20 protein-coding genes are annotated in these 22,719 nt (G+C 64.0%); 4 read left to right on the top strand and 16 right to left on the bottom strand.

Annotation, left to right across the window (positions count from 1 at the left end; genetic code table 11):
* Positions 1-9 precede the first annotated feature (9 nt).
* Together rsmD and MUU55_RS07075 are read right to left on the bottom strand one after the other, a co-directional pair.
* On the bottom strand, positions 10-570 hold the full coding sequence (gene rsmD, locus MUU55_RS07080; RefSeq protein ID WP_244760083.1) for a 16S rRNA (guanine(966)-N(2))-methyltransferase RsmD: 561 nt from the start codon (positions 568-570) through the stop codon (positions 10-12).
* Between the two features lie 6 nt (positions 571-576).
* The gene (locus MUU55_RS07075) at positions 577-2,586 is read right to left on the bottom strand and encodes a pseudouridine synthase (RefSeq protein WP_244760082.1); all 2,010 of its coding nucleotides are present in this window, start codon (positions 2,584-2,586) and stop codon (positions 577-579) included.
* A 70-nt stretch (positions 2,587-2,656) separates the two neighbouring features.
* On the opposite strand from MUU55_RS07075, the gene MUU55_RS07070 reads away from it, so the two are divergent.
* Complete coding sequence (locus MUU55_RS07070; RefSeq protein WP_244760884.1) at positions 2,657-3,100, top strand: nucleoside deaminase; 444 nt, start codon at positions 2,657-2,659, stop codon at positions 3,098-3,100.
* Here the strand turns inward: MUU55_RS07070 and MUU55_RS07065 are convergent, their stop codons facing one another.
* The 6 genes from MUU55_RS07065 to MUU55_RS07040 form a co-directional block, all read right to left on the bottom strand.
* Positions 3,101-3,586 carry a GNAT family N-acetyltransferase gene (locus MUU55_RS07065; protein WP_244760081.1) on the bottom strand — a complete coding sequence of 162 codons (486 nt, stop codon included), beginning with the start codon at positions 3,584-3,586 and terminating at the stop codon, positions 3,101-3,103.
* A 4-nt stretch (positions 3,587-3,590) separates the two neighbouring features.
* Positions 3,591-4,208 carry a hypothetical protein gene (locus MUU55_RS07060; protein WP_244760080.1) on the bottom strand — a complete coding sequence of 206 codons (618 nt, stop codon included), beginning with the start codon at positions 4,206-4,208 and terminating at the stop codon, positions 3,591-3,593.
* A 173-nt stretch (positions 4,209-4,381) separates the two neighbouring features.
* The gene (gene ileS, locus MUU55_RS07055) at positions 4,382-7,273 is read right to left on the bottom strand and encodes an isoleucine--tRNA ligase (RefSeq protein WP_244760079.1); all 2,892 of its coding nucleotides are present in this window, start codon (positions 7,271-7,273) and stop codon (positions 4,382-4,384) included.
* 265 nt (positions 7,274-7,538) lie between these two features.
* Complete coding sequence (locus MUU55_RS07050; protein ID WP_244760078.1) at positions 7,539-7,874, bottom strand: hypothetical protein; 336 nt, start codon at positions 7,872-7,874, stop codon at positions 7,539-7,541.
* 2 nt (positions 7,875-7,876) lie between these two features.
* Positions 7,877-8,857: a bifunctional riboflavin kinase/FAD synthetase gene (locus MUU55_RS07045; RefSeq protein ID WP_244760077.1), complete on the bottom strand. Its 981-nt coding sequence runs from the start codon at positions 8,855-8,857 to the stop codon at positions 7,877-7,879.
* 14 nt (positions 8,858-8,871) lie between these two features.
* Complete coding sequence (locus MUU55_RS07040; RefSeq protein ID WP_244760076.1) at positions 8,872-9,720, bottom strand: TIGR01459 family HAD-type hydrolase; 849 nt, start codon at positions 9,718-9,720, stop codon at positions 8,872-8,874.
* A gap of 320 nt (positions 9,721-10,040) precedes the next feature.
* On the opposite strand from MUU55_RS07040, the gene groES reads away from it, so the two are divergent.
* The 3 genes from groES (at position 10,041) to MUU55_RS07025 (ending at position 12,970) form a co-directional block, all read left to right on the top strand.
* Positions 10,041-10,337 carry a co-chaperone GroES gene (gene groES, locus MUU55_RS07035; protein WP_117368581.1) on the top strand — a complete coding sequence of 99 codons (297 nt, stop codon included), beginning with the start codon at positions 10,041-10,043 and terminating at the stop codon, positions 10,335-10,337.
* Positions 10,338-10,390: 53 nt separating this feature from the next.
* Positions 10,391-12,031 (top strand): chaperonin GroEL, encoded by a 1,641-nt coding sequence (gene groL, locus MUU55_RS07030; RefSeq protein ID WP_244760075.1) that lies wholly within the window; start codon positions 10,391-10,393, stop codon positions 12,029-12,031.
* Between the two features lie 492 nt (positions 12,032-12,523).
* Complete coding sequence (locus MUU55_RS07025; protein ID WP_244760074.1) at positions 12,524-12,970, top strand: hypothetical protein; 447 nt, start codon at positions 12,524-12,526, stop codon at positions 12,968-12,970.
* Positions 12,971-12,979: 9 nt separating this feature from the next.
* Here the strand turns inward: MUU55_RS07025 and MUU55_RS07020 are convergent, their stop codons facing one another.
* From MUU55_RS07020 to MUU55_RS06985, 8 genes are all read right to left on the bottom strand, one after another.
* Complete coding sequence (locus MUU55_RS07020) at positions 12,980-15,778, bottom strand: bifunctional diguanylate cyclase/phosphodiesterase (protein WP_244760073.1); 2,799 nt, start codon at positions 15,776-15,778, stop codon at positions 12,980-12,982.
* A 186-nt stretch (positions 15,779-15,964) separates the two neighbouring features.
* Positions 15,965-17,182, bottom strand: a complete 1,218-nt coding sequence (locus tag MUU55_RS07015; RefSeq protein ID WP_244760072.1) for an NAD(P)/FAD-dependent oxidoreductase — start codon at positions 17,180-17,182, stop codon at positions 15,965-15,967.
* Between the two features lie 92 nt (positions 17,183-17,274).
* Positions 17,275-17,982: a glutathione binding-like protein gene (locus tag MUU55_RS07010; RefSeq protein WP_244760071.1), complete on the bottom strand. Its 708-nt coding sequence runs from the start codon at positions 17,980-17,982 to the stop codon at positions 17,275-17,277.
* A gap of 67 nt (positions 17,983-18,049) precedes the next feature.
* Positions 18,050-18,652, bottom strand: a complete 603-nt coding sequence (locus tag MUU55_RS07005; RefSeq protein WP_244760070.1) for a class I SAM-dependent DNA methyltransferase — start codon at positions 18,650-18,652, stop codon at positions 18,050-18,052.
* Between the two features lies 1 nt (position 18,653).
* Entirely contained in the window at positions 18,654-19,349 is a 696-nt protein-coding gene (gene hisG / locus MUU55_RS07000; protein ID WP_244760069.1) for an ATP phosphoribosyltransferase, read from the bottom strand.
* Positions 19,346-20,479 (bottom strand): ATP phosphoribosyltransferase regulatory subunit, encoded by a 1,134-nt coding sequence (locus tag MUU55_RS06995; protein ID WP_244760068.1) that lies wholly within the window; start codon positions 20,477-20,479, stop codon positions 19,346-19,348. Before MUU55_RS06995 ends, hisG begins: the two co-directional genes overlap by 4 nt.
* Position 20,480: 1 nt before the next feature.
* Positions 20,481-21,995, bottom strand: a complete 1,515-nt coding sequence (gene hisS / locus MUU55_RS06990; protein ID WP_244760067.1) for a histidine--tRNA ligase — start codon at positions 21,993-21,995, stop codon at positions 20,481-20,483.
* 80 nt (positions 21,996-22,075) lie between these two features.
* On the bottom strand, positions 22,076-22,711 hold the full coding sequence (locus MUU55_RS06985; protein WP_244760066.1) for a helix-turn-helix domain-containing protein: 636 nt from the start codon (positions 22,709-22,711) through the stop codon (positions 22,076-22,078).
* Between the last annotated feature and the right edge of the window lie 8 nt (positions 22,712-22,719).

Below are 22,719 nucleotides of genomic sequence, written 5' to 3'. Positions count from 1 at the left end.
AAAATCAGATCAGCCGGAGCGGTAGCGGTAGAAATGCATGCGCGTGTCGCCGAAGGTCCTGACTTCGAGATGGTCGAAGCCATCGACGGCGGCAGGCTGAATATCGGCGCGCTCCTCGAGGATCGCAAGGGCGCCATCGACGAGCCAGCCGCCGCGCGCCGCCGCATCCAGCGCCTTTTCGCCGAGCCCCTTGGCATAGGGCGGATCGGCGAAGAGGAAATCGAACGGCTCCATCGTGCCGACGGTGCCAAGTGCGGTGGCATCACGCCTAAAAATCTTGGCGCGGCCGATCACGCCGAGGCTTTCGATATTGGAATGCAGGAGACCCCTGCCCTCGACGCCCTGCTCGACGAAGAGCACGGCGCGCGCGCCGCGCGACAGCGCCTCGAGGCCGACGGCGCCAGTGCCCGCGAAGAGATCGAGCACGCGCGTGCCGTCGAGCGCTTCCGGATAAGCGTGGTTCAGGATGTTGAACAGGCTTTCGCGCGTGCGGTCCGTCGTCGGCCTGATATCATCCGACTTCGGCGTCGCGAGCGAACGGCCGCGAAACTCTCCGCCGACGATCCGCACGCTCGTTTACTTTCCCTTGCCGCGCGGGCGACCGCCGGCCGGCTTGCCACCGGTGGGACGACCACCCGGCTTACCGCCAAAGGACTTTCCACCGCCCGGCTTGCCGCCAAAAGACTTGCCGCCATCGCGACGGGGCGGACGATCTCCGAAAGCGCGCTCACCCTCGGCGCGGGGCTTGCGGTCCCCGCGAGCCGGACGGTCGCCATAGGAGCGCTCACCTTCCGCACGCGGCTTGCGATCACCGAACGAGCGGTCGCCCTCGGAACGCGGCTTGCGGTCACCAAAAGAACGCTCACCCTCGGAACGAGGTTTGCGATCCCCAAAGGAACGCTCGCCATCACCACGCGGTTTGCGATCGCCGAAGGAACGGTCGCCACGCGGCGGACGATCACCGAAACCGCGCGGGGCACGATCGTCGCCGGCGCCGGAGCGCTGGCGGCCGAAGCCACCGCGACCCTCGTCACGGCCTTCCGTCTCGCTGGCGCGGATCCACTCGCCATCCTCGTCGCGCGTCTTCAGGATGCGCGGCTTCTCGACCTTGTCGCCGCCGGGACGGCCACGGGCCGGACCCTTGCGATCGGGATCGAATTTCTTGGCCGACCGGGTCTGGGCGCCATCGGCCGTGCGGCCATAACGCTTGGTCTTCGGCGCGCCTTCGGGACGGTCGCGCGGCTCGCGCTTCACGCTCTCCTCAGCCTCCGCCTTCTTCTCGGCTACCGGACGCGCGCCGGGCGCCATCCAGACATTGGACTTGCGGGCACGCGCCGCCGGCTCGTGCTTCGGCTTGGCGTCGAAACGGTTGCCCTCGTCGCGATCGCGGAAATCGCGGTCGCCATCGCGCGACCTCTCGCCGCGGGGCTTGTCGCCAAAACCGCGGTCGCGGCCACCGCTGCGCGGCTTATCGCCGAAACGGTCGTCGCGCTTGGTGTCGAGACGTGCGCGGGCCTGCTCGCGGCGGTCGCCGGGCTTCTCGTCGCGGGCCGGACGTGCGGCCGTCTCGCGGGTCTTCCTGGCCGGTGCCTCGTCCTCGTCGCCACCCTTGTGGTCGAAGAGCGGGGCGTCGAAATTGGCCTTGGCTTCCTCGATGAGACGCGGGCCGAGCTGGTCGCGCAGCGTGCGGCCACGCACTTCCTGCGCATGGCCCTCGGGTAATTCGCCGAGCTGGAACGGGCCGTAGGAAATGCGGATCAGGCGGTTCACGTCGAGGCCGAGCGCGCCGAGCACGTTCTTGATCTCACGGTTCTTGCCTTCGCGCAGACCCATGGTGATCCAGACGTTGGACCCTTGAGCCTTGTCGAGCGTCGCTTCGATGGCGCCGTAGAGCACGCCATCGACGGCGATGCCTTCCTTCAGCTTGTCGAGATCGGCCTGTTCGATCTTGCCGTGGGCGCGCACGCGGTAGCGGCGCAGCCAGCCGGTCGTCGGCAGCTCCAGCATGCGGGCAAGGCCGCCGTCATTGGTCAGCAGCAGCAGGCCTTCGGTGTTGATGTCGAGGCGGCCGATGGACATGACGCGCGGCAGGTCTTCGGGCAGGTTTTCGAAGACGGTCGGGCGGCCCTCGGGATCGGCATTGGTCGTCACTAGGCCGGCCGGCTTGTGATAGAGCCAGAGGCGCGTGCGCTCGATGCCGCGGATCGGCATGCCGTCCACTTCGATACGGTCGGCGAAAGTCACGTTGACGACCGGCGTGTCCAGCACCGTACCGTTCACGCTGACCCGGCCTTCCATGATCATGCGCTCTATATCGCGGCGCGAGGCCACGCCGGCGCGGGCGAGCAGCTTGGAAATGCGCTCGGGCGCCAGTTCGGCGCTGGCCGAAACCTGCGGTGCCGGCTTGGCCGCACGAGCCGGCTTCGCATCGCGCGGACCGGATTTTTCGGTAAACGGCTTTGCTCCCGGCTTCTTGCCTGACGCAAAAGGTTTCTTGCCCGCGGCCGCCGATGCGGCGCCACGCGGCTTGGAATCGCGGCCCGCGGGCTTGTCGCCCGGCCGTTTCGGCTTGTCTTTGAATGTCATTTGTGCTGCCTGCGTTTTGCCGTGTCCTATCAGGTCAGGCGTCCGGGGTTAAGAGGAATTCGTGTCGTCAATGACAAATCGCTTCATGGAGACCGCTTTGGCCGAGGCACGCGCGGCAGGCGCGCGCGGTGAAGTGCCCGTCGGCGCGGTGCTGGTGCTGAACGGCGAGATCATTGCGCAGGCCGGAAACCGCACCCGCGCGGAAAACGATGTCACCGCACATGCCGAGATCGCCGTGATCCGGGAGGCCGCGAAAAAACTCGGCCAGGAGCGGCTGACGGGGGCCGATCTCTACGTGACGCTGGAGCCCTGCACGCTCTGCGCCGCCGCGATTTCCTTCGCCCGCATCCGCCGGCTCTATTATGGAGCCGACGATCCCAAAGGCGGTGCGGTCGAAAACGGCGTGCGCTTCTTCGCGCAGCCGACCTGCCACCATGCGCCGGATGTGTATTCCGGCCTGAGCGGCACAGAGGCGGCCGATATTCTCAAGGAATTCTTCGCCGGGCGCCGCTAATCAGCCTTCGGCAAAAGCCTTCAGCTTGTCGCCCCACAGGCGATAGCGCAGCCATTCCGGATGGGGCTCGGCACCGATCGCGTCATAGACGCGGATTGCCGGTTCGTTCCAGTCGAGCACGCTCCACTCGAAACGGCCGCAGCCCTCGGCAAGCGCGGTGCGCGCAAGGTGGCGCAGCAGCATCTTGCCGACCCCGCCGCCGCGGTGAGCGGGCGTGACATAGAGGTCTTCGAGATAAAGGCCGTTCTTCGACTGCCAGGTGGAATAGGTCTTGAACCAGATGGCAGAGCCCGCCGGGTCGCCATCGACGGTTTCGCAAATTGCCGCTCGGCTGACCGAGCCTTCGCCGAACAGCGAGGCGACGACGCTCTCCTCCGTCGCCGCAACTTCGTGCAGCGCGTTTTCGTAATCGGCAAGTTCGCGGATGAAGCGCAGGATCATCGCGGCATCGGCCGCGACAGCAGGACGAATGCGGTAGGAGGTCATGACCTTAGAAGGGCCACCACTTCGACCCCGTCTGCTTGGCGGCTTTCGCCTCCTTCTTGCGACGGCGTTCCTTCGTCGTTTCCGGCTCGCCGAGATCGGCCTGCGCCTCCTCGGGCAGGCGGCGGTAGTCGAGCGGCGGATCGCTCAGATAGCGGCGCTTGTCGGAATAGGCACCCTGCTGGAGCCGGCGGCCTTCACGATAGGCGGCGGTCTGCTGGGCGGTCGTCAGATTGTGGTTCGTGGTCGACTGCGAGGCAAGCGGCGAACGGTAGTGGCTGTTGTCCTTGTTCTCGTCGGCCTCGGCGCGCAGGCGGTCGCGCATGTCTTCCGGGCTTTCGATCCACTCCGCATTGTCCTTGCTGGCGACGGACTGCTGCGGCGTGACCAGCGCTTCCTTGTTGCCCGGCACGACGAGTGCGCCGCGCGGCTGGTAGCGGATCTTCTTGGCCTGCTCTGCATCGGGCGTCTGGATCATCACGGCATTGCCGATGTCGTCCAGCAGCTGCTCGCCGGACGATTTGCTCGTGCCATAGGTCGGGCCCATGCAACCGGTGAGGAGAAGGCTTCCGCCAATGAGGCCGAGAAGTCCGGCATGCACCCGAATATGTCGCATCATTCCCATCAAACCCTTCCAGCAGAGCCGGTACGCCGAAACCCAAGCAGGCAATAGACTAGCGTGCCATGGCGGAACAATCCGACCATTTTCAGGCAGCAATAGCGGATGAAAACCGCAAGCGCAATTCACACGCTGGTGTTGGCGGCCGGATTCACCGGCCGTCAACAGAGTGAAGGTTCTTAAGCCGCGCGACGAAAACCGATTTCGCGCAGCGCTGCGGCGTCGCGCGCCGAGACGTCGGGGTAGTCCGCGTCGGAGCCGACATCCGTCGTGATGCGCCAGGACCGGGCGCATTTCTGACCCTCGGCCAGCTTCGGCTCGACCGAAACCTTGGCGACATCGCCAAGACGGAAGGCATCCGCCGAACCTTCGCCGGCCACAAGCGTGATAGCCGAAGTGATGCAGATTTCCGCAAAGTCCTGACCGTCGAGCGCGGCCAGAAGCTCCGGATCGGCGATGGAGACGACCGGGGCGGCCTCCAGCGAGGCACCGATGCGCTTTTCACGACGCTCGATTTCCAGCGCGCCGGTGACGACCGAGCGAACCTGCCGGATCTTGTCCCACTTGGCTTCCAGCGCATCGTTGCGCCATTCGGCCGGAACCACAGGGAACTGCTCGAGATGGACCGAGACGGCATCGGGCTTCAGCGACAGCCAGGCCTCTTCCATGGTGAAGGGCAGCATCGGCGCGAGCCAGGTGACGAGGCACTCGAACAGCTTGCGGATGACGCAGAGCGAGGCGCGGCGCTTCAGCGAGGACGGGGCGTCGCAGTAGAGCGCATCCTTGCGGACGTCGAAGTAGAAGGCCGAGAGCTCGACATTGGAGAAGTCGATGAGCGCGCGGGCGATCTTCTTGAAGTCGAAGGCATCGTAGCCTTCGCGCACGATGGCATCCAATTCCGCAAGCCTGTGCAGCATGAGCTTTTCCAGCTCCGGCATATCGGCATGGGCAATGTCCTCGCCCTTGTCGTGCGCGAGCGTACCGAGCATCCAGCGTACCGTGTTGCGCAGCTTGCGATAGGCATCGATATTGGTCTGGATGATCGTCTTGCCGAGGCGCTGGTCTTCCCAGTAGTCGGTGGTCATGACCCAGAGACGCAGGATATCGGCGCCCGATTCCTTCATGACGTCCTGCGGCGAGACGACGTTGCCCTTGGACTTCGACTGCTTCTCGCCCTTCTCGTCCATGGTGAAGCCATGGGTGACGACGGCATTGTAGGGCGCTCGACCGCGCGTCGCGCAGCTTTCGAGCAGCGACGAGTGGAACCAGCCACGATGCTGGTCGGAGCCTTCCAGATAGACGTCGGCCGGCCATTTCAGGTCCGGGCGGTCTTCCAGCGTGAAGGTGTGCGTGGAGCCCGAATCGAACCAGACGTCGAGGATGTCCATGACCTGCGTCCACTTGGCCGCGTCGTGGTCATTGCCGAGGAAGCGTTCCTTGGCGCCCTCGGCGAACCAGGCATCGGCGCCTTCCTTCTCGAAGGCCTCGAGGATGCGGGCGTTGACGGCGTCATCGACCAGCACCTCGCCGTTCTCGTCGGCGAAGATGGCGATCGGCACGCCCCAGGCGCGCTGGCGCGAGAGAACCCAGTCCGGACGGCCCTCGATCATGGCGCGCAGGCGGTTCTGGCCGGAAGCCGGCACGAAGCGGGTCTGGTCGATGGCGGACAGCGAGCGCGAGCGCAGCGTGGTGCCGTCGCCGAGTTCCTTGTCCATGTAGACGAACCACTGCGGCGTATTGCGGAAGATCACCGGCTTCTTGGAACGCCAGGAATGCGGATACGAGTGCTTCAGGCGACCGCGGGCGAACAGCGTGTTGGAGGCGATCAGCGCCTTGATGACGCGCTCGTTGGCATCACCCTTCTTGCCGTTGTCGTCCATGACGCGCGCGCCGTCGAAGCCGGGGGCGTCCGCCGTGTAGAAGCCGGCATCGTCGACCGGGAACGGGATCTTGGACGAGATGCCGCGCGCTTCCAGTTCGCGGGCCTTCGACGTCCAGGCGTCAAAGTCCTCGCGGCCGTGGCTGGGCGCGGTGTGCACGAAGCCCGTGCCGGCATCGTCGGTGACGTGGTCGCCGTCGAGCAGCGGAACCGGGAACGTGTAACCGAGATCCTTCAGCGGGTGGGCGCAAAGAAGTCCGCCAAGTTCTTCCGGCGCGATGTCGCGCACGAACTTGAAGGTGAGCTTCGCCTTCGCGGCCGCCTCATCGGCAAGACGCGTTGCGAAGATCAGCTTTTCGCCGGGCTGCGGGCCAAAATCGTTTTGCGCGCTTTCGACCTCGAACAGGCCATAGGGATAGCGCGAGGAAAACGCGATGGCGCGGTTGCCGGGGATCGTCCAGGGCGTGGTCGTCCAGATGACGACGTAGTTACCCTTGAGGTCGGCGGCACCCTCCGTGATCGGGAACTTCACCCAGATCATGTCGCTCTCGACGTCGGCATATTCGACTTCGGCTTCGGCCAGCGCCGTGCGCTCAACCACCGACCACATGACGGGCTTCGAGCCGCGATAGAGCTGGCCGCTCTTGGCGATCTTCAGGAGTTCGCCGGCGATGCGCGATTCCGCGTGGAAGGCCATCGTCGTATAGGGATTGTCGAAGTCGCCCTCGATGCCGAGGCGCTTGAACTCATCGGCCTGGATCTTGATCCAGCCGGTGGCGAAGTCACGGCATTCCCGACGGAATTCGTTGACCGGAACCTCATCCTTGTTCTTGCCCTTCTCGCGATACTTCTCCTCGATCTTCCACTCGATCGGAAGGCCGTGGCAGTCCCAACCGGGCACGTAGTTGGCGTCATAGCCGCGCATCTGGAACGAGCGATTGATGACGTCCTTGAGGATCTTGTTCAGCGCGTGGCCGATATGGATGTTGCCGTTGGCATAGGGCGGGCCGTCGTGCAGCACGAACTTTTCCCGCCCGGCGGCGGACGCGCGCAGCTTCTTGTAGAGACCCATCTGCTGCCAGCGGGCCACCGTTTCCGGCTCCTTCGTCGGCAGGCCGGCGCGCATCGGGAAATCCGTCTGCGGCAGGTAGAGGGTGGCGGAATAATCGACTTTTTCAGGCGTATCGGTCATGGGTAGGGTTATCGTCTTTTCGCGCGCGTTTGCGCATGCGGGGAATATTGTCAGGTACTGGTACCGACGGCGGGGACGTTTTCGAAACGCCCGAAATCCCGGACCTTCCGGCCTCGCTCAGAGCGCGCGGAAGGCCGGGCCACTAATTCGCAGATCGATGGTCAGCCGGTGGAGCATCATGCGCGCGGTCTTACGGCGTTTTTGCGGGTTTGAAAAGACGGCGGCGCCGTATTCATCGCCTCACAAAACGAATGTTGCCCAGGCGTCATCGTATCCGCGCTGGCCGCTTGCCGTATGCGCTCCACAAGGCCAACCGCACCGCTGGCGTTTCACGCCGCAAGACGACCGGTATGCTCTCACGCATTTTGCGACGAAAACGCGATGCATTGCGCGCGCCCCAAACGCCGGCAAAACGCTCGCCGGTCGCATCGTTCAGGAAAATCGCCACACCGCCAAAAGCGTCGCTCAACCCACCGCCCCCTTCGCCGCCATAGACTGCGGCGACCCGGTCTATCGGCGCGATGGTGACAACAGTGTTGCCAGAGGGCGCGAAATTCGCCGAACGGAAAATATAGAGCGGGCAAGGCGCGTCTGACATCATGGTCAGAAACAGAGGCGCTGGTCGATGACCCCGAGGGGCTTCACACCCGACAGCAGCGCCCGCGCCTCCTCCTCGTCGCGCTTCATCTGCACCACGAGCGCGTCGAGGCCGTCGAATTTCAATTCGTCGCGCAGATGGCCGAAGAAGGAGACGGCGGAGACTTCGCCGTAGAGATCGCCGGAGAAATCGAACAGGAAGGTTTCGAGCAGCGGGGCGCCATTCGAGGTCACCGTCGGGCGGCGGCCGTAGCTGGCGACACCGTCATGCAGGCTGCCGTCCGGGCGGCGGAAGCGCACGGCGTAAATGCCGTTGCGCAGTTCCACTTCCGGCGGAAGCTGCATGTTGGCGGTGGGATAGCCGAGCGTGCGGCCGAGCTGCTGGCCGCCGATGACCTCGGCCTCGACCGTATAGTGATATCCGAGCAGACCGGCAGCTTCGGCCACCGCGCCCTCGCCGAGTAGCTTACGAATGAAGCTGGAGGAGATGACGGACGCGTTCTCGTCGCGGAAAGCATCGACCAGCGTCACACCAAAACCGTTGTCCTGGCCGGCGGCCATCAGGAAGGCCGGGCCGCCTTCCCTGCCCTTGCCGAAATGGAAATCGAAACCGGTGACGACCTCGGAGGCATGCAGCCAGTCCATCAGCACGGTGCGGATGAAGTCATGCGCCGAGATTTCGGAGAAGGAGCGGTCGAAGGGATATTCGATGACCGCCGAAAAGCCCATGCCTTCGAGAAGGCGCGCCTTGAGCGGCGCGGGCGTCAGGCGGAAGACGGGCGTGTCGGGTCGGAAGACGGTGCGCGGATGCGGCTCGAAGGTCAGAACCAGCGCCGGGATGCCGCGCGCCGCAGCGATCTCCAGCGCGCGCTCCAAGACGGCCTGGTGACCGCGATGCACGCCGTCGAAATTGCCGATGGCGATGACGCCGCCGCGCAGATGCTCGGGCAGCGGCTGCCGGGTTTCGTTCCTGTGAAATACCGTCATGACGACCGTCTCCGTCACTGAAGCCGGGGCATCCACCATTTCGGGTGGGTGTTTTCCTGGACGAGGAAGGCGGCAAGCTTGGCCTCGTCGGTGCGGCCGGCTTCCACATAATGCTGGGCGTGAATGCCGCCCGAAATATAGAGCACATCGAGGCCATAGGCTTCGGCGCCACGCACATCCGTCGGCATGCCGTCGCCGACGGCGATGACGCGGCCGAGATCGAAGGCGCCGCGCACGTCGCGCGCCTCGGAGAGCGACTTCTCATAGATCGGACGATGCGGCTTGCCGGCGATCTGCGTCGTGCAGCCCAGCTCCTCGTAGAATTTCGCCAGCGCCCCGGCGCAGGGAATAAGCTTGTGGCCGCGCTCGACGACGAGATCGGGATTGGCGCAGATGAAGGGCAGCTTGCGCGCCGCAAGGGCGGTCAGCTCGTCGCGATAATCCTCGACCGTCTCCTTCTCGTCCTCGCGCAGGCCCGCACAGACGACAATGCCGGCCTCGTCGATGCCGACAGGCTCGACATTCAAGCCATCGAGCAGCGGCAGGTCCTTTTCCGCGCCGATGAAATAGACCTTCTTCGGCCCTTCGGCGATGAGCGCGCGGGTCACGTCGCCCGAGGTGACGATGCGGTCATAGGCATCATCGGTGACGCCGAGGCCGCGGATCTGCACCTTCACGCCCGGATGCGGGCGTGGCGAATTGGTGATGAGCACGACCGTAAGCCCCGCCTTGCGCGCTTCGGCGAGCGCTTCGGTGGCATGGGAGAAGACCTCCACGCCATTGTGCAGCACGCCCCAGACGTCGCAGAGCACCACGTCGTACTGCGCGGCGATGTCGCGGAAGGATTGGATGCGTTCAGCCATCAGGAAGTTCCGTGTCGAAGTCGAAGCCCGGCTGACATTGCAAAGCGGGACAAAGAAAACAAGCCTCTTCCCGCAATTTTGCCCTGCCCACAGGGAAAGAGACGGAAATTCACGAAGTTGACTTGATGGCATGCGACATCGCCCCCATCTGCCGGGCTGCGGTAACCATCGCAGGCAAAATAATTTGAGAGCGGCGTTCTTGACTCGTACAACGCCGACGCCTACTTCAAGGCCGCTAGCACTCCTAAACGGCGAGTGCTAACATCAATCATCGGGTCCATTCCGGGATCCGCAATGTCATTCGATCGAGGGATTAGACAATGGCAAGCACCACCTTCCGCCCGCTTCACGACCGCGTCGTCGTTCGTCGCGTTGAATCCGAAGCAAAGACCAAGGGCGGGATCATCATTCCGGACACCGCCAAGGAAAAGCCGCAGGAAGGCGAAATCGTCGCCGTCGGCACCGGCACCCGTGACGACAAGGGCGCCATCGTCGCTCTCGACGTCAAGGTCGGCGACCGCGTCCTGTTCGGCAAGTGGTCGGGCACCGAAGTCAAGCTCGACGGCGAAGACCTTCTGATCATGAAGGAAGCCGACATCATGGGCGTCATCGGCTGATTAGCCGGTAGTCCCTTTCCAATTCAGCTGATACCTCTTCAGGAGTTCACACAATGGCAGCCAAAGAAGTCAAATTCGGCCGCACCGCGCGCGAAAAAATGCTGCGTGGCGTCGACGTTCTCGCAGACGCAGTGAAGGTAACGCTCGGCCCGAAGGGTCGTAACGTCGTCATCGACAAGTCCTTCGGCGCTCCGCGCATCACCAAGGACGGCGTTTCCGTCGCCAAGGAAATCGAACTGGAAGACAAGTTCGAGAACATGGGCGCCCAGCTCGTTCGCGAAGTCGCTTCCAAGACCAACGACATCGCCGGTGACGGCACGACGACCGCAACGGTCCTCGCCCAGGCCATCGTTCGCGAAGGCGCCAAGGCTGTTGCCGCCGGCATGAACCCGATGGACCTGAAGCGCGGCATCGACCTCGCCGTTGCCGAAGTCGTCAAGGATCTCCAGGCCAAGGCCAAGAAGATCAACACCTCGGAAGAAGTCGCCCAGGTCGGCACGATCTCCGCAAACGGCGAAAAGCAGATCGGTCTCGATATTGCTGAAGCCATGCAGAAGGTCGGCAACGAAGGCGTCATCACGGTTGAAGAAGCCAAGACCGCCGAAACCGAACTCGAAGTCGTCGAAGGCATGCAGTTCGACCGCGGCTACCTCAGCCCCTACTTCGTGACCAACCCGGAAAAGATGGTCGCCGACCTCGAAGACGCTTTCATTCTCCTGCACGAGAAGAAGCTCTCGAACCTCCAGGCCATGCTCCCGGTTCTCGAAGCTGTCGTCCAGACCGGCAAGCCGCTCGTCATCATCGCTGAAGACGTCGAAGGCGAAGCCCTCGCAACGCTCGTCGTCAACAAGCTGCGTGGCGGCCTCAAGATCGCTGCCGTCAAGGCTCCGGGCTTCGGCGACCGCCGCAAGGCCATGCTGGAAGACATCGCCATCCTGACGGGCGGCACGGTCATCTCCGAAGACCTCGGCATCAAGCTCGAAAACGTAACGCTCGACATGCTCGGCCGTTCGAAGAAGGTTTCGATCTCCAAGGAAAACACGACGATCGTCGACGGTGCCGGCGCCAAGGCCGAAATTGAGGGCCGCGTCGCGCAGATCAAGGCCCAGATCGAAGAAACCACCTCCGACTACGACCGCGAGAAGCTGCAGGAACGTCTTGCCAAGCTCGCTGGCGGCGTTGCCGTCATCCGCGTCGGCGGCTCGACGGAAGTCGAAGTCAAGGAAAAGAAGGACCGCATCGACGACGCCCTCAACGCGACGCGCGCTGCCGTTCAGGAAGGCATCGTACCGGGCGGCGGCGTAGCTCTGCTCCGTTCTTCCACGAAGATCTCCGCCAAGGGCGAAAACGACGACCAGGAAGCTGGCATCAACATCGTTCGCAAGGCGCTTCAGGCCCTGGTTCGCCAGATCGCCGAGAACGCTGGTGACGAAGCTTCGATCGTTGTCGGCAAGATCCTCGACAAGAACGAAGACAACTTCGGCTACAACGCCCAGACCGGCGAATACGGCGACCTGATCGCTCTCGGCATCGTCGACCCGGTCAAGGTTGTCCGCACGGCCCTGCAGAACGCCGCTTCGGTTGCTTCGCTGCTGATCACGACGGAAGCCATGATCGCCGAACTTCCGAAGAAGGATGCACCGGGCGGCATGCCTGGCGGCATGGGCGGCATGGGCGGCATGGACATGATGTGATAGGCGAAAGCCGTCGCATCTGAGCCATCCGGTTCAGTTACGGAAAGGGCGGTCTTCGGGCCGCCCTTTTTGTTTATTGCGCGGCCGGACCTGTATCGTTTCCGGAAAAAAGATTTTGACCATTTGTACAATAATTATCAAAAAGCCGTTGATGGTATCAAAAAACCCACTATAAAGACGCTCCAAGTGAACTTTAAAGATTCACAGGGGGTTCAGGCGCTGCGGAACGGCATCATTCTTGCCGCTGATCGTGCAGCCAGATATCCCGAACGATTTTGATGAAAACCGCCGACGACCTGAATGGAGAGGCAGCGGCGGTTTTGTCGCGTACGTCCGACCCGCATGCACAGACGGAGCCGGATGCAGTTCAGTTCATGAGAAAGTGGGGGCGGCAGACTTCGAGGAGGTCAGCCGGCACTGCTTTTTAGCATGTTGCGTGCCGCACCGGACGCGACGTGATGGTCAAATTCGAGCAACTGCCTGAGGTCGTAGGTGTTCAAAATAATCAAGACTGATCTCTCATCGCCCTTTTTGCCGGGCTCGATGGAGTTCGACGAGACGGACAACGAGCTGTTGACGCAGTATTGCGTGACGGAGCGCTGGACCGGCGATCTTTCCAATGGCCTGTTCACGCTGGGAGAGAAGGCGACGCTGGCGCATGGCCTGACGCAGCGCACCTGCGGGCTGCTCAATCTCATCCGCTGCTACGAGCCGCTGGACCGCACCCGCGTGCTGGAACTCTTCGAGCAGGCGGCGGCCTCCTCGTCGTCGTTCTGCTTCTCCACGACGATCCATCTCGACGGCGCGCCGCGCCAGCCGGTGTTCTGCGTTGGCGAATCGACGGGTCTCGAGGAGAAATACGCCGGCACGATCATCGGCGTCTTCATCTTCCCCCGCTTCCAGATCGACCTGGTCGGGCGGCGCTTCAAGCGGCAGTAGAAGGCGGCGTTACGCCGCCTCGCTCTTCTCCGTATCGACGCGGATGCGCTCCACGGGCACCGGACGTCCGAGGAAATAGCCCTGTGCCTCGTCGCAGCCTTCATCGAGCAGTATGTCGAGCTGGCTGCGGGTCTCCACGCCTTCCGCAAGCACCGGAACGCGCAGCGTCTGGCCGAGCGCCAGGATGGCGCGGATGATGGCCTTCGCCTCCGGGCTCGCCTCCACCTCGCTCATGAAGCTGCGGTCGAGCTTGATCTTGTCGAAGGGGAAGGCGCGCAGCGTTTCGAGCGACGAGTAGCCCGTGCCGAAATCGTCGATGGCGATCGTGACACCGAAGGCCTTGATGCGGCGCAGCGTGTTGAGCGCCCGCTCCTTGTCGCCGATGATCGTCGATTCCGTGATTTCGAGCTCCAGCCGGCGCGGGCTGAGACCGGTCTCCAGCAGCACACGATGCACGAGATCGGCGACATCGGCATTGCCGAGCTGGACGGGCGAGAGATTGACGGCGATCTTGTAATCATTGCCCCAGGTCGCGGCCTCGCGGCAGGCTTCGCGCAGCACCCATTCGCCGATCGGCAGGATGGCGCCGCACGCTTCCGCAATCGGAATGAATTCGGATGGCGGGATCGTACCGCGCACCGGATGGTGCCAGCGCAACAGCACCTCGTAGCCGAGCGTCTCGCCGCTATTGACCGCCTTCTGCACCTGATAGTGCAGTTGCAGCTCCCGACGCTCCACGGCCTGCCACAGATCGTTGGCGATGAGGCGGCGGCTGCGGGCGGCCTCATCCATCGAGACCTCGTAGAAGCAGACCGTTTCGGTCAACGCGTCCTTGGCACGGTACATGGCAAGGTCGGCATTGTTGAGCAGCGCTTCGACCGTGTCGGCATCCTGCGGATAGATGGCGACACCGAGGCTCGCACCGGGCTTGATGTCATAGCCGTCGATGCGGATTTCATCGTTGAGGCAGGCTTCGAGGCGCTGGAGGAAATCGGTGAGATCGGCCATGTCCTCGAAGCGCTTGGAAGCGGCGAACTCATCGCCACCGAAGCGCGCGACGGTCTCGTCGGCCTCCAGGCAGGCCTGCATGCGCCGGGCGAGCGTGGTCAGAACCTCGTCGCCGGCGGCATGGCCGCGCGTATCGTTGATTTCCTTGAACTTGTCGAGGTCGATGCCGATGGCCGCGACCAGACCGCCGGAGCGGCGCGCCGAGACAAGATCGGCCTCCAGGCTGGTGTTGAAGCTTGCGCGGTTCGGCAGGCCGGTCAAGCCGTCGTGGCGCGCGAGGAAAGAGATCTGTTCCTCGGAACGAAGGCGTTCGGAAATGTCCTCATAGGTGGCGACCCAGGCGCCATCCGGCAGCGTGCGATAGCGCAATTGCACGGATACGCCATTGGACAGCTTTTCGACGATCGCTCCACCATCATTGGCCTGGATGGCGGCACGGCGGCGCGCATACATGTCGCGCGCCCGCGGCTTCCAGATATCGGGATCGACGAAGACGTCGGCGACGCCCTGGTCGACGATCTCGCGCAGCGTCATGCCCGGCTGGATGCGGCCTTCCGGGAAATTGAAGAGTTCGCTGTAGCGCTTGTTGGCAATCAGCAGGCGCTCGTCCTTGTCGAAGAGGCAAAGGCCCTGCGTCATGTTTTCAAGGGCCAGGTCAAGGTTCTTGGTGACTTCGGCGAGCCGGTCGGCATCTGCCTTTTCCTTCGTCACATCCTTGGTGATCTTGGCATAACCGACGAGTGCGCCGCCGGCATCATAGATGGGGTCGAGCACGACATGCGCCCAGAAGCGCGTACCGTCCTTGCGGTAGCGCCAGCCCTCGCTTTCGTACTTGCCCTCCGTGCGGGCGATGTCCAGCGCCCGCTCCGGCAGGCCGGCGACGCGCTCATCCTCACCGTAGAACTGGGAGAAATGCTGGCCGACGATCTCGTGCGCCTTGTAGCCCTTGTTGCGCTCGGCACCCTCGTTCCAGTTGGCGACGCGGCCCTGCGGGTCGAGCATGTAGATGGCATAGTCCTTGACGCCCTGCACGAGCATGGCGAACTGGCGCGTGCTTTCGTTGGCCGCCAGCTCCGCCTGACGTGCAAAGACCGCTGCGGTCAATCCGGTAAAAAGCAGCGAGAAGGCGACGACGGCGATCAACGGCACCATGAGGCTCGTCGAGATCAGCGTATCGTCGCCGACCGGCATCAGGCCCGGCTCGATGCGGACGGCGGCCATGGCGGTGAAATGCAGCGAGACCACGGCGAGCGCCATCAGGCCGGTCGCCAAGATACGATCACCCACGCGATGCTGCGGGCGCACGCAGAAAATCAGCGAAAGCGCACCGAAAAGGCCCGCGCAGATGATCGAGGCGACGACATAGGGCCAATCCCAGGTGAGCACACCCGGCAGTTCCAATGCCGACATGCCGATGTAATGCATCGAGGTGACCCCCGCGCCGAGCAGCATGCCGCCGGCGACCACCGCGCTGCGACCACCGACATAGGTCGCCACCGCAAGGCCGAGCGTCGTGACGCCAATGGCGACACCGAGTGAAATCAGCGTCGGCTCCATATCGAAGCCCATGGTCATGCCGGGGTCATAGGCCAGCATCGCGATGAAATGCGTCGCCCAGATGCCGAAGCCGCTCGACGTGCCCGCCGCGCCCAGCCACAGAGTGCGTGCCGTGCCCTTGGCGACCAGCGCCCGCTGCGTCAGCGTTACCGCGACATAGCAGGAGAGGAAGCAGATCAGAGCCGCGAGCAAAACGAGCCGCAGGTCGTGCTCGACGGTCAGGCAGGTCAGGATACGGAGCATGGGGAATTCACCGGGTGGGAGCTGCTATGTCGCTCCACTCAGCCGGAGAAGACTGAAAAATGAGTGAATTCAGAAAGTATTCGGCGGCATCCGGTAGGCCCGCCTTTTATCATACTTAACGAATATCAAAATGATGCAACTGTTATGGCATGTAACAGTCGGCACCACACCTCATCAGCGAAACCCTTACAGCGTCAACGCCTTAAGGTCGGTCTCCGGATTTTCCAGCGCCGCCCGGTCCGGCGTGCGCCCCATCTCGATCAGCTTCTTGCCGACCACATACGCCTTGGCGTCGTTGACCGCATCGACCGCGATGAGCTTGCCCTCCCGGAAATACCAGACAGAAACGCTGCCCTCGCGCTGGCCGGGGCGCACGAACGTGTCGTCGAAGCCCATGCAGAAACCGGCGATCTGCAGCTTCACGTCATACTGATCCGACCAGAACCAAGGCTTCGGCTCATAGGGCGCTTCGCCGCCGGCGATGACGGCGGCAGCGGCCTCGCCCTGATCGACAGCGTTCTGCACGGATTCGAGCCGCACGCGATTGCCCTCGAAGGGCAGCACGGCGCAGTCGCCCATGGCGAAGATCGCGGGATCGGAGGTTCGGGCATGGACATCGACAACGATGCCGTTGGTGACCTCAAGGCCGGCCTCGCGGGCAAGCTGGTCGTTGGCCGTCACGCCGATGCCGGCGATCACGACATCGACGGGCAGCACGAAGCCGTCCGTCAGCTCCGCGCCGGTGACGCGACCGTTTTCGCCGAGCAGGCGCACGAGGCCGGTCTTTTCGCGCACATCAACGCCGCGGGCGTTGTGGATGGCCTTGAGAATGGTGGCCGTGGCCGGCGAGGCGACGCGGGCGAGGATGCGGTCGGCCATTTCGATGACCGTGACATGAAGCCCCCTGCCCCGTGCAACGGCGGCTGCTTCCAGCCCGATATAGCCGCCGCCGATGACCAGCGCCCGGCGGCCCTCCTGCATTTCCAGACCAAGTCGGTCGGCATCGCGGTAATCACGCACGGTGAAGACGCCATCGAGGTCGCCGCCGATCTCAGCCGGCAGGCGGCGCGGTGTCGCACCGGTCGCCAGCGCCAGGAACTGGTAATGCAGCGTCGAACCGTCGCTGAGCGTCACGGTCTTGGCATCGCGGTCGATCGCCGTCACCTCGGTGGAGAGGTGGATCTCGACATTGTTGTCGGGGTACCAGTTTTCCGGGCGGAACATCAGGCGGGAGAGATCGGCCTCGCCGAGCAGGTATTTCTTCGACAGTGGCGGTCGCTGGTAGGGATGGCTTGCTTCGGCGGCGACGATGGTGATCGGCCGCTCGTCCTTCAGCGCACGCAATTTGGCAACGAGGGCGAATGCGGCCTGACCGCCGCCCACAACAACCAGTCTTCCCGTCACGATATTTCCGTCCCTTGCCTGTTTTCCCAGACGTAGCCCGCGTCGGCGGGCGGCGTCAACACGCCACCACGCCGCCGGATTTTTCGTTTGCGTCAGGCCTTGGCGGGGATTTCGAGGCCCTTCTGGCTTGCCGGACGGGCGACGCAGCGCTCCAGCCACGCCATGACACTAGGGAAATCGGCATAGCCCAGCGCTTCGCGGCCGCCATAGAAGATGTCGGCACCCCGGATCCACGGGAAGGTCGTGATGTCGGCGATCGTGTATTCGTCGCCCATGATCCACTGACGATCTTTCAGCCGCTCTTCGAGAATGGAGAGCAGGCGCCGCGATTCATCGCGGTAGCGCTCGGCGGGATAGGGATTGTTGGCGACCTTGTCGGCAGCGAACTTGTGGAAATGGCCGAACTGGCCGAACATCGGCCCGACGCCACTCATCTGGAACATCACCCAGGCCAGCGTCTCGTAGCGCCCGGCGGCATCGGCCGGGATCAGCTTGCCGGTCTTTTCCGCGAGATAGACGAGGATAGCACCCGATTCGAAGAGGCCGATCGGTCTGCCGTCGGGACCATTGGGGTCGATGATCGCCGGAATGCGGCCGTTCGGATTGAGCGAAATGAACTCCGGCGACTTTACGCCGTCAGGCCCGAACTCGATGCGATGCGGCTCATAGGCTAGACCGAGTTCTTCCAGAGCAATCGCCAACTTCACGCCGTTCGGCGTCGGCAGCGAATAGAGCTGGAGGATGTCGGGGTTCTTGGCGGGCCATTTCTTGGTGATGGGGAAGGCGGAAAGATCGGACAAGGCGGGCGAGCTCCTTCTGGGGTAGATGGAGCATATAGGAACGGGATCCGTGGCCGGCAACCGACCGTCAGCCGGCTTTTTGCGCGAGCCACACCGTCGCACCACCACAATCCGGATCCTGGACAACGTGCTCGACCACGGAGAAACCGCTTTGCGCGAGCAGCGCCCGATATTCCGCCGCATCCAGGCTGGCATGATAGAGCGGCTCGCCTGCGAAACGCCCGATGACGACGCCGTGCGCCGGGCCGGAGGTGAACATCAGCATGGCACCGGGCGCGGCCATGGCGGCGAAACGCGGAAACATCGCGCGCTGATCATCGGGTGCGAGATGGAAGAAGCTGTGCCAGGCGAGAATGCCGGCGAAGGTCTTTTCCGACTTAAAGCCGCGCATGTCACCGACATGCCAGTCACCTTTCGGATGGCGTGCGCGGCAGAGACCGATCAGGGTTTCGGAACTGTCCACGCCCGTCACGGCAAATCCGCGATCGATGAGGCTCGCCGCCATCGGCTCACCGGAGCCGCAACCCAGGTCGAGGACGGCCGCGCCGGCCGTAAGCGGCGCGGCAAAACGGTCGATCCACGGTTTTTCGAGAAATTCGCGACCGCGGACCCGGTCGAAGGTTGCCGCGTGGCGTTCGTAGAGGCCGGCGATGCGGTCGGCCTCCTCCATCTCAGAGCGCGCCGCGCACGGCCTGGATGATCTCAGCGACCACCGGATCACCCGCATGCTCGGCCTTGCGGGCACGCACGAGGCAGGCTTCCGATTTCAGGATCACGCCATCGGACAGGATCTTCAGGTGGTTGGCGGTGAGCGTAGAGCCCGTCGAGGTGATGTCGACGATGATATCGGCCGAGCCGGAGGCCGGAGCCCCCTCGGTCGCTCCGAGGCTTTCGACGATGCGGTAGAGCTGGATGCCGTGGTTGCCGGAGAAGAACTGCTGGGTCAGCCGCCAGTATTTGGTGGCGATCGTCAAACGACGGCCGTGGCGAGCGCGGAAATCAGCGGCGACGTCGCCGAGATCGGCCATCGTATCGACATCAAGCCAGATTTCCGGCACGGCGACGACGACATCGGCATGGCCGAAGCCGAGGCGGGCGCAGAATTCGACGCGGGCATCCGCTTCCGCCAGCCCCTCGCGCACGAGGTCTTCCCCCGTCACGCCGAAATCGACGGTGCCGTTGGCGATCTCTCGGGAGATTTCGGAGGCCGAGAGGAAGGCGATTTCGATATCGTCGCGACCTTCGACACGGCCGCGATAGGAACGGTCATTGCCGACGGCTGTGACGGTGAAGCCGGCGCGGGCGAGCACGGCGGAACTGTCTTCCTTCATGCGCCCCTTGGAGGGCAGGCCGATGGTGATGGTCATGCGGCTTGCCCCTTGACGCTTGCGATGCGGTCGAGCCAGAGCGAGAAGCCGACGGCCGGGATGCGTTCCTTAGCGCCGAGCAGCGTCAGCAGCCGGTCGAAACGGCCGCCGCCGGCGAGCACCAGCGCGTCACCCTCCGGCGCGATCTCGAAGACGAGGCCGGTGTAATAATCGAGTGGGCGGCCGAAGGCCGCGCGGTAGGTGATATCGGCAAGATCGACGCCGGTTTCACTGAGCGCCGCAACGCGGCTTTCGAAGCGGGCAAGTGCCGCGCCAAGCGACAGGCCGGCCTTGTCGGCGAAGGCAGCAAGCGCCCTGGGGGCATCGGCAAGGCTCAGTTCCAGCGCCAGGAATTCCTTGAGCAGCGCGAGCGTGCGGCCGTCGAGGCGGGTGTTGGCAAGTTCCATCTTTTCGCGCAGGCGGCGCGCGATATCGGCCGGGCTGCGGCTGGCATTGGTGGAATAGCCGGTCGCTTCCATCGTCTCGTCGATATGGGCGATGAGACGCGCCTCGTCGTCGAGCGTGCCAAAAATGGCAAGGCGCTCGACCTCCGGGCCGAAGGTGCCCGAGGGCGCGGGATTGGAGAGAGCGGCCATCAGCTTCTGCAGCTGCGCCTGGTTGCCGAAGGCATGGACCAGCCGCTTCTGCCATCCGGCCGGCAGGCCGCAGGCGGCGACGACCGCTTCGAAGACCGACTGGTCACCGAGCACGACGGAGAGCTTGCGGCCCGGCAGGCGGTTCTTCAACACGGCGAGCGCATCATGCACGGCACGCGCATCGGCGCGGGCGACGTCGGGCTCGCCGAGGTCCTCGATGCCGGCCTGATAGAACTCGTTCGAGCCTTCGCGGCGCTGGCGGAAGACCTCGCCAAGATAGGCATAGCGCTTCGGCGTGCCGGTGGCGGTCTCGATGTGGCGCAGGCAGACGGGAATGGTGAATTCCGGGCGCAGGCACAGGCTCTTGCCCGTCTCGCTCTCCGTCATGAAGATGCGTCGGCGCAGGTCCTCGCCCGCCATATCGAGGAAGGGTTCCGCCGGCTGGATGACCGGCGTATCGACGCGCTCCGTGCCGAGCTTTTCAAGATCGGCGATCAGGTCGGGCGCGAAGGCGGGGAGGTTGACGAGAGGCATGTCAGCCGGCCCGCGCCCGGTCTTCGGCCTGCGCCTCGAGGATTTCACGCACCTTGGCGACGAGGTCGGCTTCCGGCACGGAAACCTGCGCCACGCGGGCTTCGCGCCAGGTCGTGTTGTCCTCGATCTCGCCGGAGAGGCGCTTGCCCTCGATCAGGTCCTTGATCTGCACGAGGCCTTCGGCACGCTCATCGCCACCCTGGATGATGGCGACGGGGGCGTTGCGGCGGTCGGCATATTTCAGCTGGTTGCCGAACTTCTTCCAGTTGCCCTGGTACATTTCGGCGCGAATGCCGGCGGCGCGCAGTTCCTGCGTGAAGCGCTGGTAGCGGCCCATGCTCTCGATATCGCCGTCCATGACGGTGACGAGGACGGGTGCAACGACGTCTTCGGCGCCGAGCTTGCCGAGGTTCTTCAGCGCGGTCATCAGGCGCGAGACGCCGATGGAGAAGCCGGTGGCCGGCACCGGCTGGCCCATGAAGCGCGAGACGAGGCCGTCATAACGGCCACCGCCGCCGACCGAACCGAAGACGACCTTCTCGCCCTTCTCGTTGGTGACGGCGAATTGCAGCTCGGCTTCGAAGACCGGGCCGGTGTAATATTCGAGGCCGCGCACGACGGAAGGATCGATCTTGATCCGATCGGAGCCGTAGCCGGCGGAAGTGACGAGATGGCCGATCTGGTTCAGCTCCTCGACGCCTTCGCCGCCGCGCGTGCTGCCTTCCAGCAGCTTGGCGAGGTCGGCAGCGCTTTCGGCATAATCCTTGATGCCGACGAAGAAGAGGACCTTCTCGATCTGGTCGTCGGCAAGGCCGGCGCCCTTGGTGAAGTCGCCTGATTCATCCTTGCGACCGGCGCCGAGTAGAAGCCGGACGCCTTCGGGACCGAACTTGTCGAGCTTGTCGATGGCGCGCAGCACGGTCAGACGCGCGCCTGCCTTGTCGTCGCCCCCAAGGCCGATCGCTTCCATCACGCCATCGAGAACCTTGCGGTTGTTGACGCGGATGACATAGTCGCCGCGGGCAATGCCGAGCGCTTCCATCGTGTCGGCGAACATCATGCACATCTCGGCATCCGCCTGCACGCCGGCAGCGCCCACCGTATCGGCGTCGAACTGCATGAACTGGCGGAAGCGGCCGGGACCGGGCTTCTCGTTGCGGAAGACATAGCCCGCGCGATAGGTGCGGTAGGGTAGCTGGATCTCGTTGAAATTTTCCGCGACATGGCGGGCGAGCGGCGCCGTCAGGTCGTAGCGCAGCGACATCCACTGGTCGTCGTCATCCTGCACGGAGAAGACGCCCTCGTTCGGGCGGTCGCTGTCGGGCAGGAATTTTCCCAGCGCGTCGGTATATTCGATGAGCGGGGTTTCGACGGGATCGAAGCCGTAGCGTTCATAGACCTCGCGGATCTTCACCGTCATCTCATTGACGGCGCGGATGTCCAGCGCGTCACGGTCGACGAAGCCGCGCGGCAGGCGGGCTTTCAGCTTCTGCGGTTTTTTCTGCTTTTCGCTCATCGGGATACCCGAAATTCCTGTATTTCCGTTGCCGGTTTCCTAGCGGATTGGACGGGCAGCGGCAAGGCGCAAAAGCCCCCTTACGGTCGGCGCGACAGCGTATCCCAACTGTGCACGATCACGGCGGAGGCGGTTTGCGCCTGCGTCTCGGGAATGAGGATCGAATGGGTGTCGCCGCGGATGACGCCGCGCATTTCCGACTGGAAGGACAGCCGCTTCATCTGCACATAGCCCTCGGGAATGGAGGTCACGGACAAAGCGGGGCCGCCATAGATCTCGATGCTCGCCACCTCCCGGGCATAGAGGCTTGCGACCAGCGCCTGATCCTCGATGCAGGCGCGGTAGTGACCCGTGAGGAAACGGCGGATGCTGGTGCCGACGACGGCGCGCATTTCCGGGCTTTCGCGATATTCCTGCTGCGAGCCGCCGAGATAGCGGATGTCGCGCCCCTCCCAGAGATTGCGGCTTTCGCCTGAGGCCAGGATGGAGGCAAGCAGGCGCCGTTCGGTCTGCGCATCGGCGCGGCGCAGGAAATCGACGATGGCCCCCGTCGCGCGCAGATCGGGCGCGGCCGTGCCGCGCTCCCAACGGGAGACCGTCGCCGTCGAGAAGCCGAGTTTCCACGCGATATCGGCCTGCGCCAGACCGACCTTCAGGCGATAGGCGCGCAATTGATCGATGAGATCATGGCCCGTGCTGAGGACGAAATCGCGCAAATTCAACC

It is taken from the genome of Shinella curvata, assembly GCF_022899935.1.
GTDB lineage: Bacteria > Pseudomonadota > Alphaproteobacteria > Rhizobiales > Rhizobiaceae > Shinella > Shinella curvata.
The sequence above is the reverse complement of the archived record's forward strand: the minus strand, read 5'-3'. Positions and strand labels throughout refer to the sequence as shown.

Coding starts and splice junctions, on each gene's coding strand:
- MUU55_RS07075 (WP_244760082.1), bottom strand. CDS start 2,586: ATGACATTCAAAGACAAGCCGAAACGGCCGGGCGACAAGCCCGCGGGC.
- MUU55_RS07070 (WP_244760884.1), top strand. CDS start 2,657: ATGACAAATCGCTTCATGGAGACCGCTTTGGCCGAGGCACGCGCGGCA.
- MUU55_RS07065 (WP_244760081.1), bottom strand. CDS start 3,586: ATGACCTCCTACCGCATTCGTCCTGCTGTCGCGGCCGATGCCGCGATG.
- MUU55_RS07060 (WP_244760080.1), bottom strand. CDS start 4,208: ATGGGAATGATGCGACATATTCGGGTGCATGCCGGACTTCTCGGCCTC.
- ileS (WP_244760079.1), bottom strand. CDS start 7,273: ATGACCGATACGCCTGAAAAAGTCGATTATTCCGCCACCCTCTACCTG.
- MUU55_RS07050 (WP_244760078.1), bottom strand. CDS start 7,874: ATGATGTCAGACGCGCCTTGCCCGCTCTATATTTTCCGTTCGGCGAAT.
- MUU55_RS07045 (WP_244760077.1), bottom strand. CDS start 8,857: ATGACGGTATTTCACAGGAACGAAACCCGGCAGCCGCTGCCCGAGCAT.
- MUU55_RS07040 (WP_244760076.1), bottom strand. CDS start 9,720: ATGGCTGAACGCATCCAATCCTTCCGCGACATCGCCGCGCAGTACGAC.
- groES (WP_117368581.1), top strand. CDS start 10,041: ATGGCAAGCACCACCTTCCGCCCGCTTCACGACCGCGTCGTCGTTCGT.
- groL (WP_244760075.1), top strand. CDS start 10,391: ATGGCAGCCAAAGAAGTCAAATTCGGCCGCACCGCGCGCGAAAAAATG.
- MUU55_RS07020 (WP_244760073.1), bottom strand. CDS start 15,778: ATGCTCCGTATCCTGACCTGCCTGACCGTCGAGCACGACCTGCGGCTC.
- MUU55_RS07005 (WP_244760070.1), bottom strand. CDS start 18,652: ATGGAGGAGGCCGACCGCATCGCCGGCCTCTACGAACGCCACGCGGCA.
- hisG (WP_244760069.1), bottom strand. CDS start 19,349: ATGACCATCACCATCGGCCTGCCCTCCAAGGGGCGCATGAAGGAAGAC.
- MUU55_RS06995 (WP_244760068.1), bottom strand. CDS start 20,479: ATGCCTCTCGTCAACCTCCCCGCCTTCGCGCCCGACCTGATCGCCGAT.
- hisS (WP_244760067.1), bottom strand. CDS start 21,995: ATGAGCGAAAAGCAGAAAAAACCGCAGAAGCTGAAAGCCCGCCTGCCG.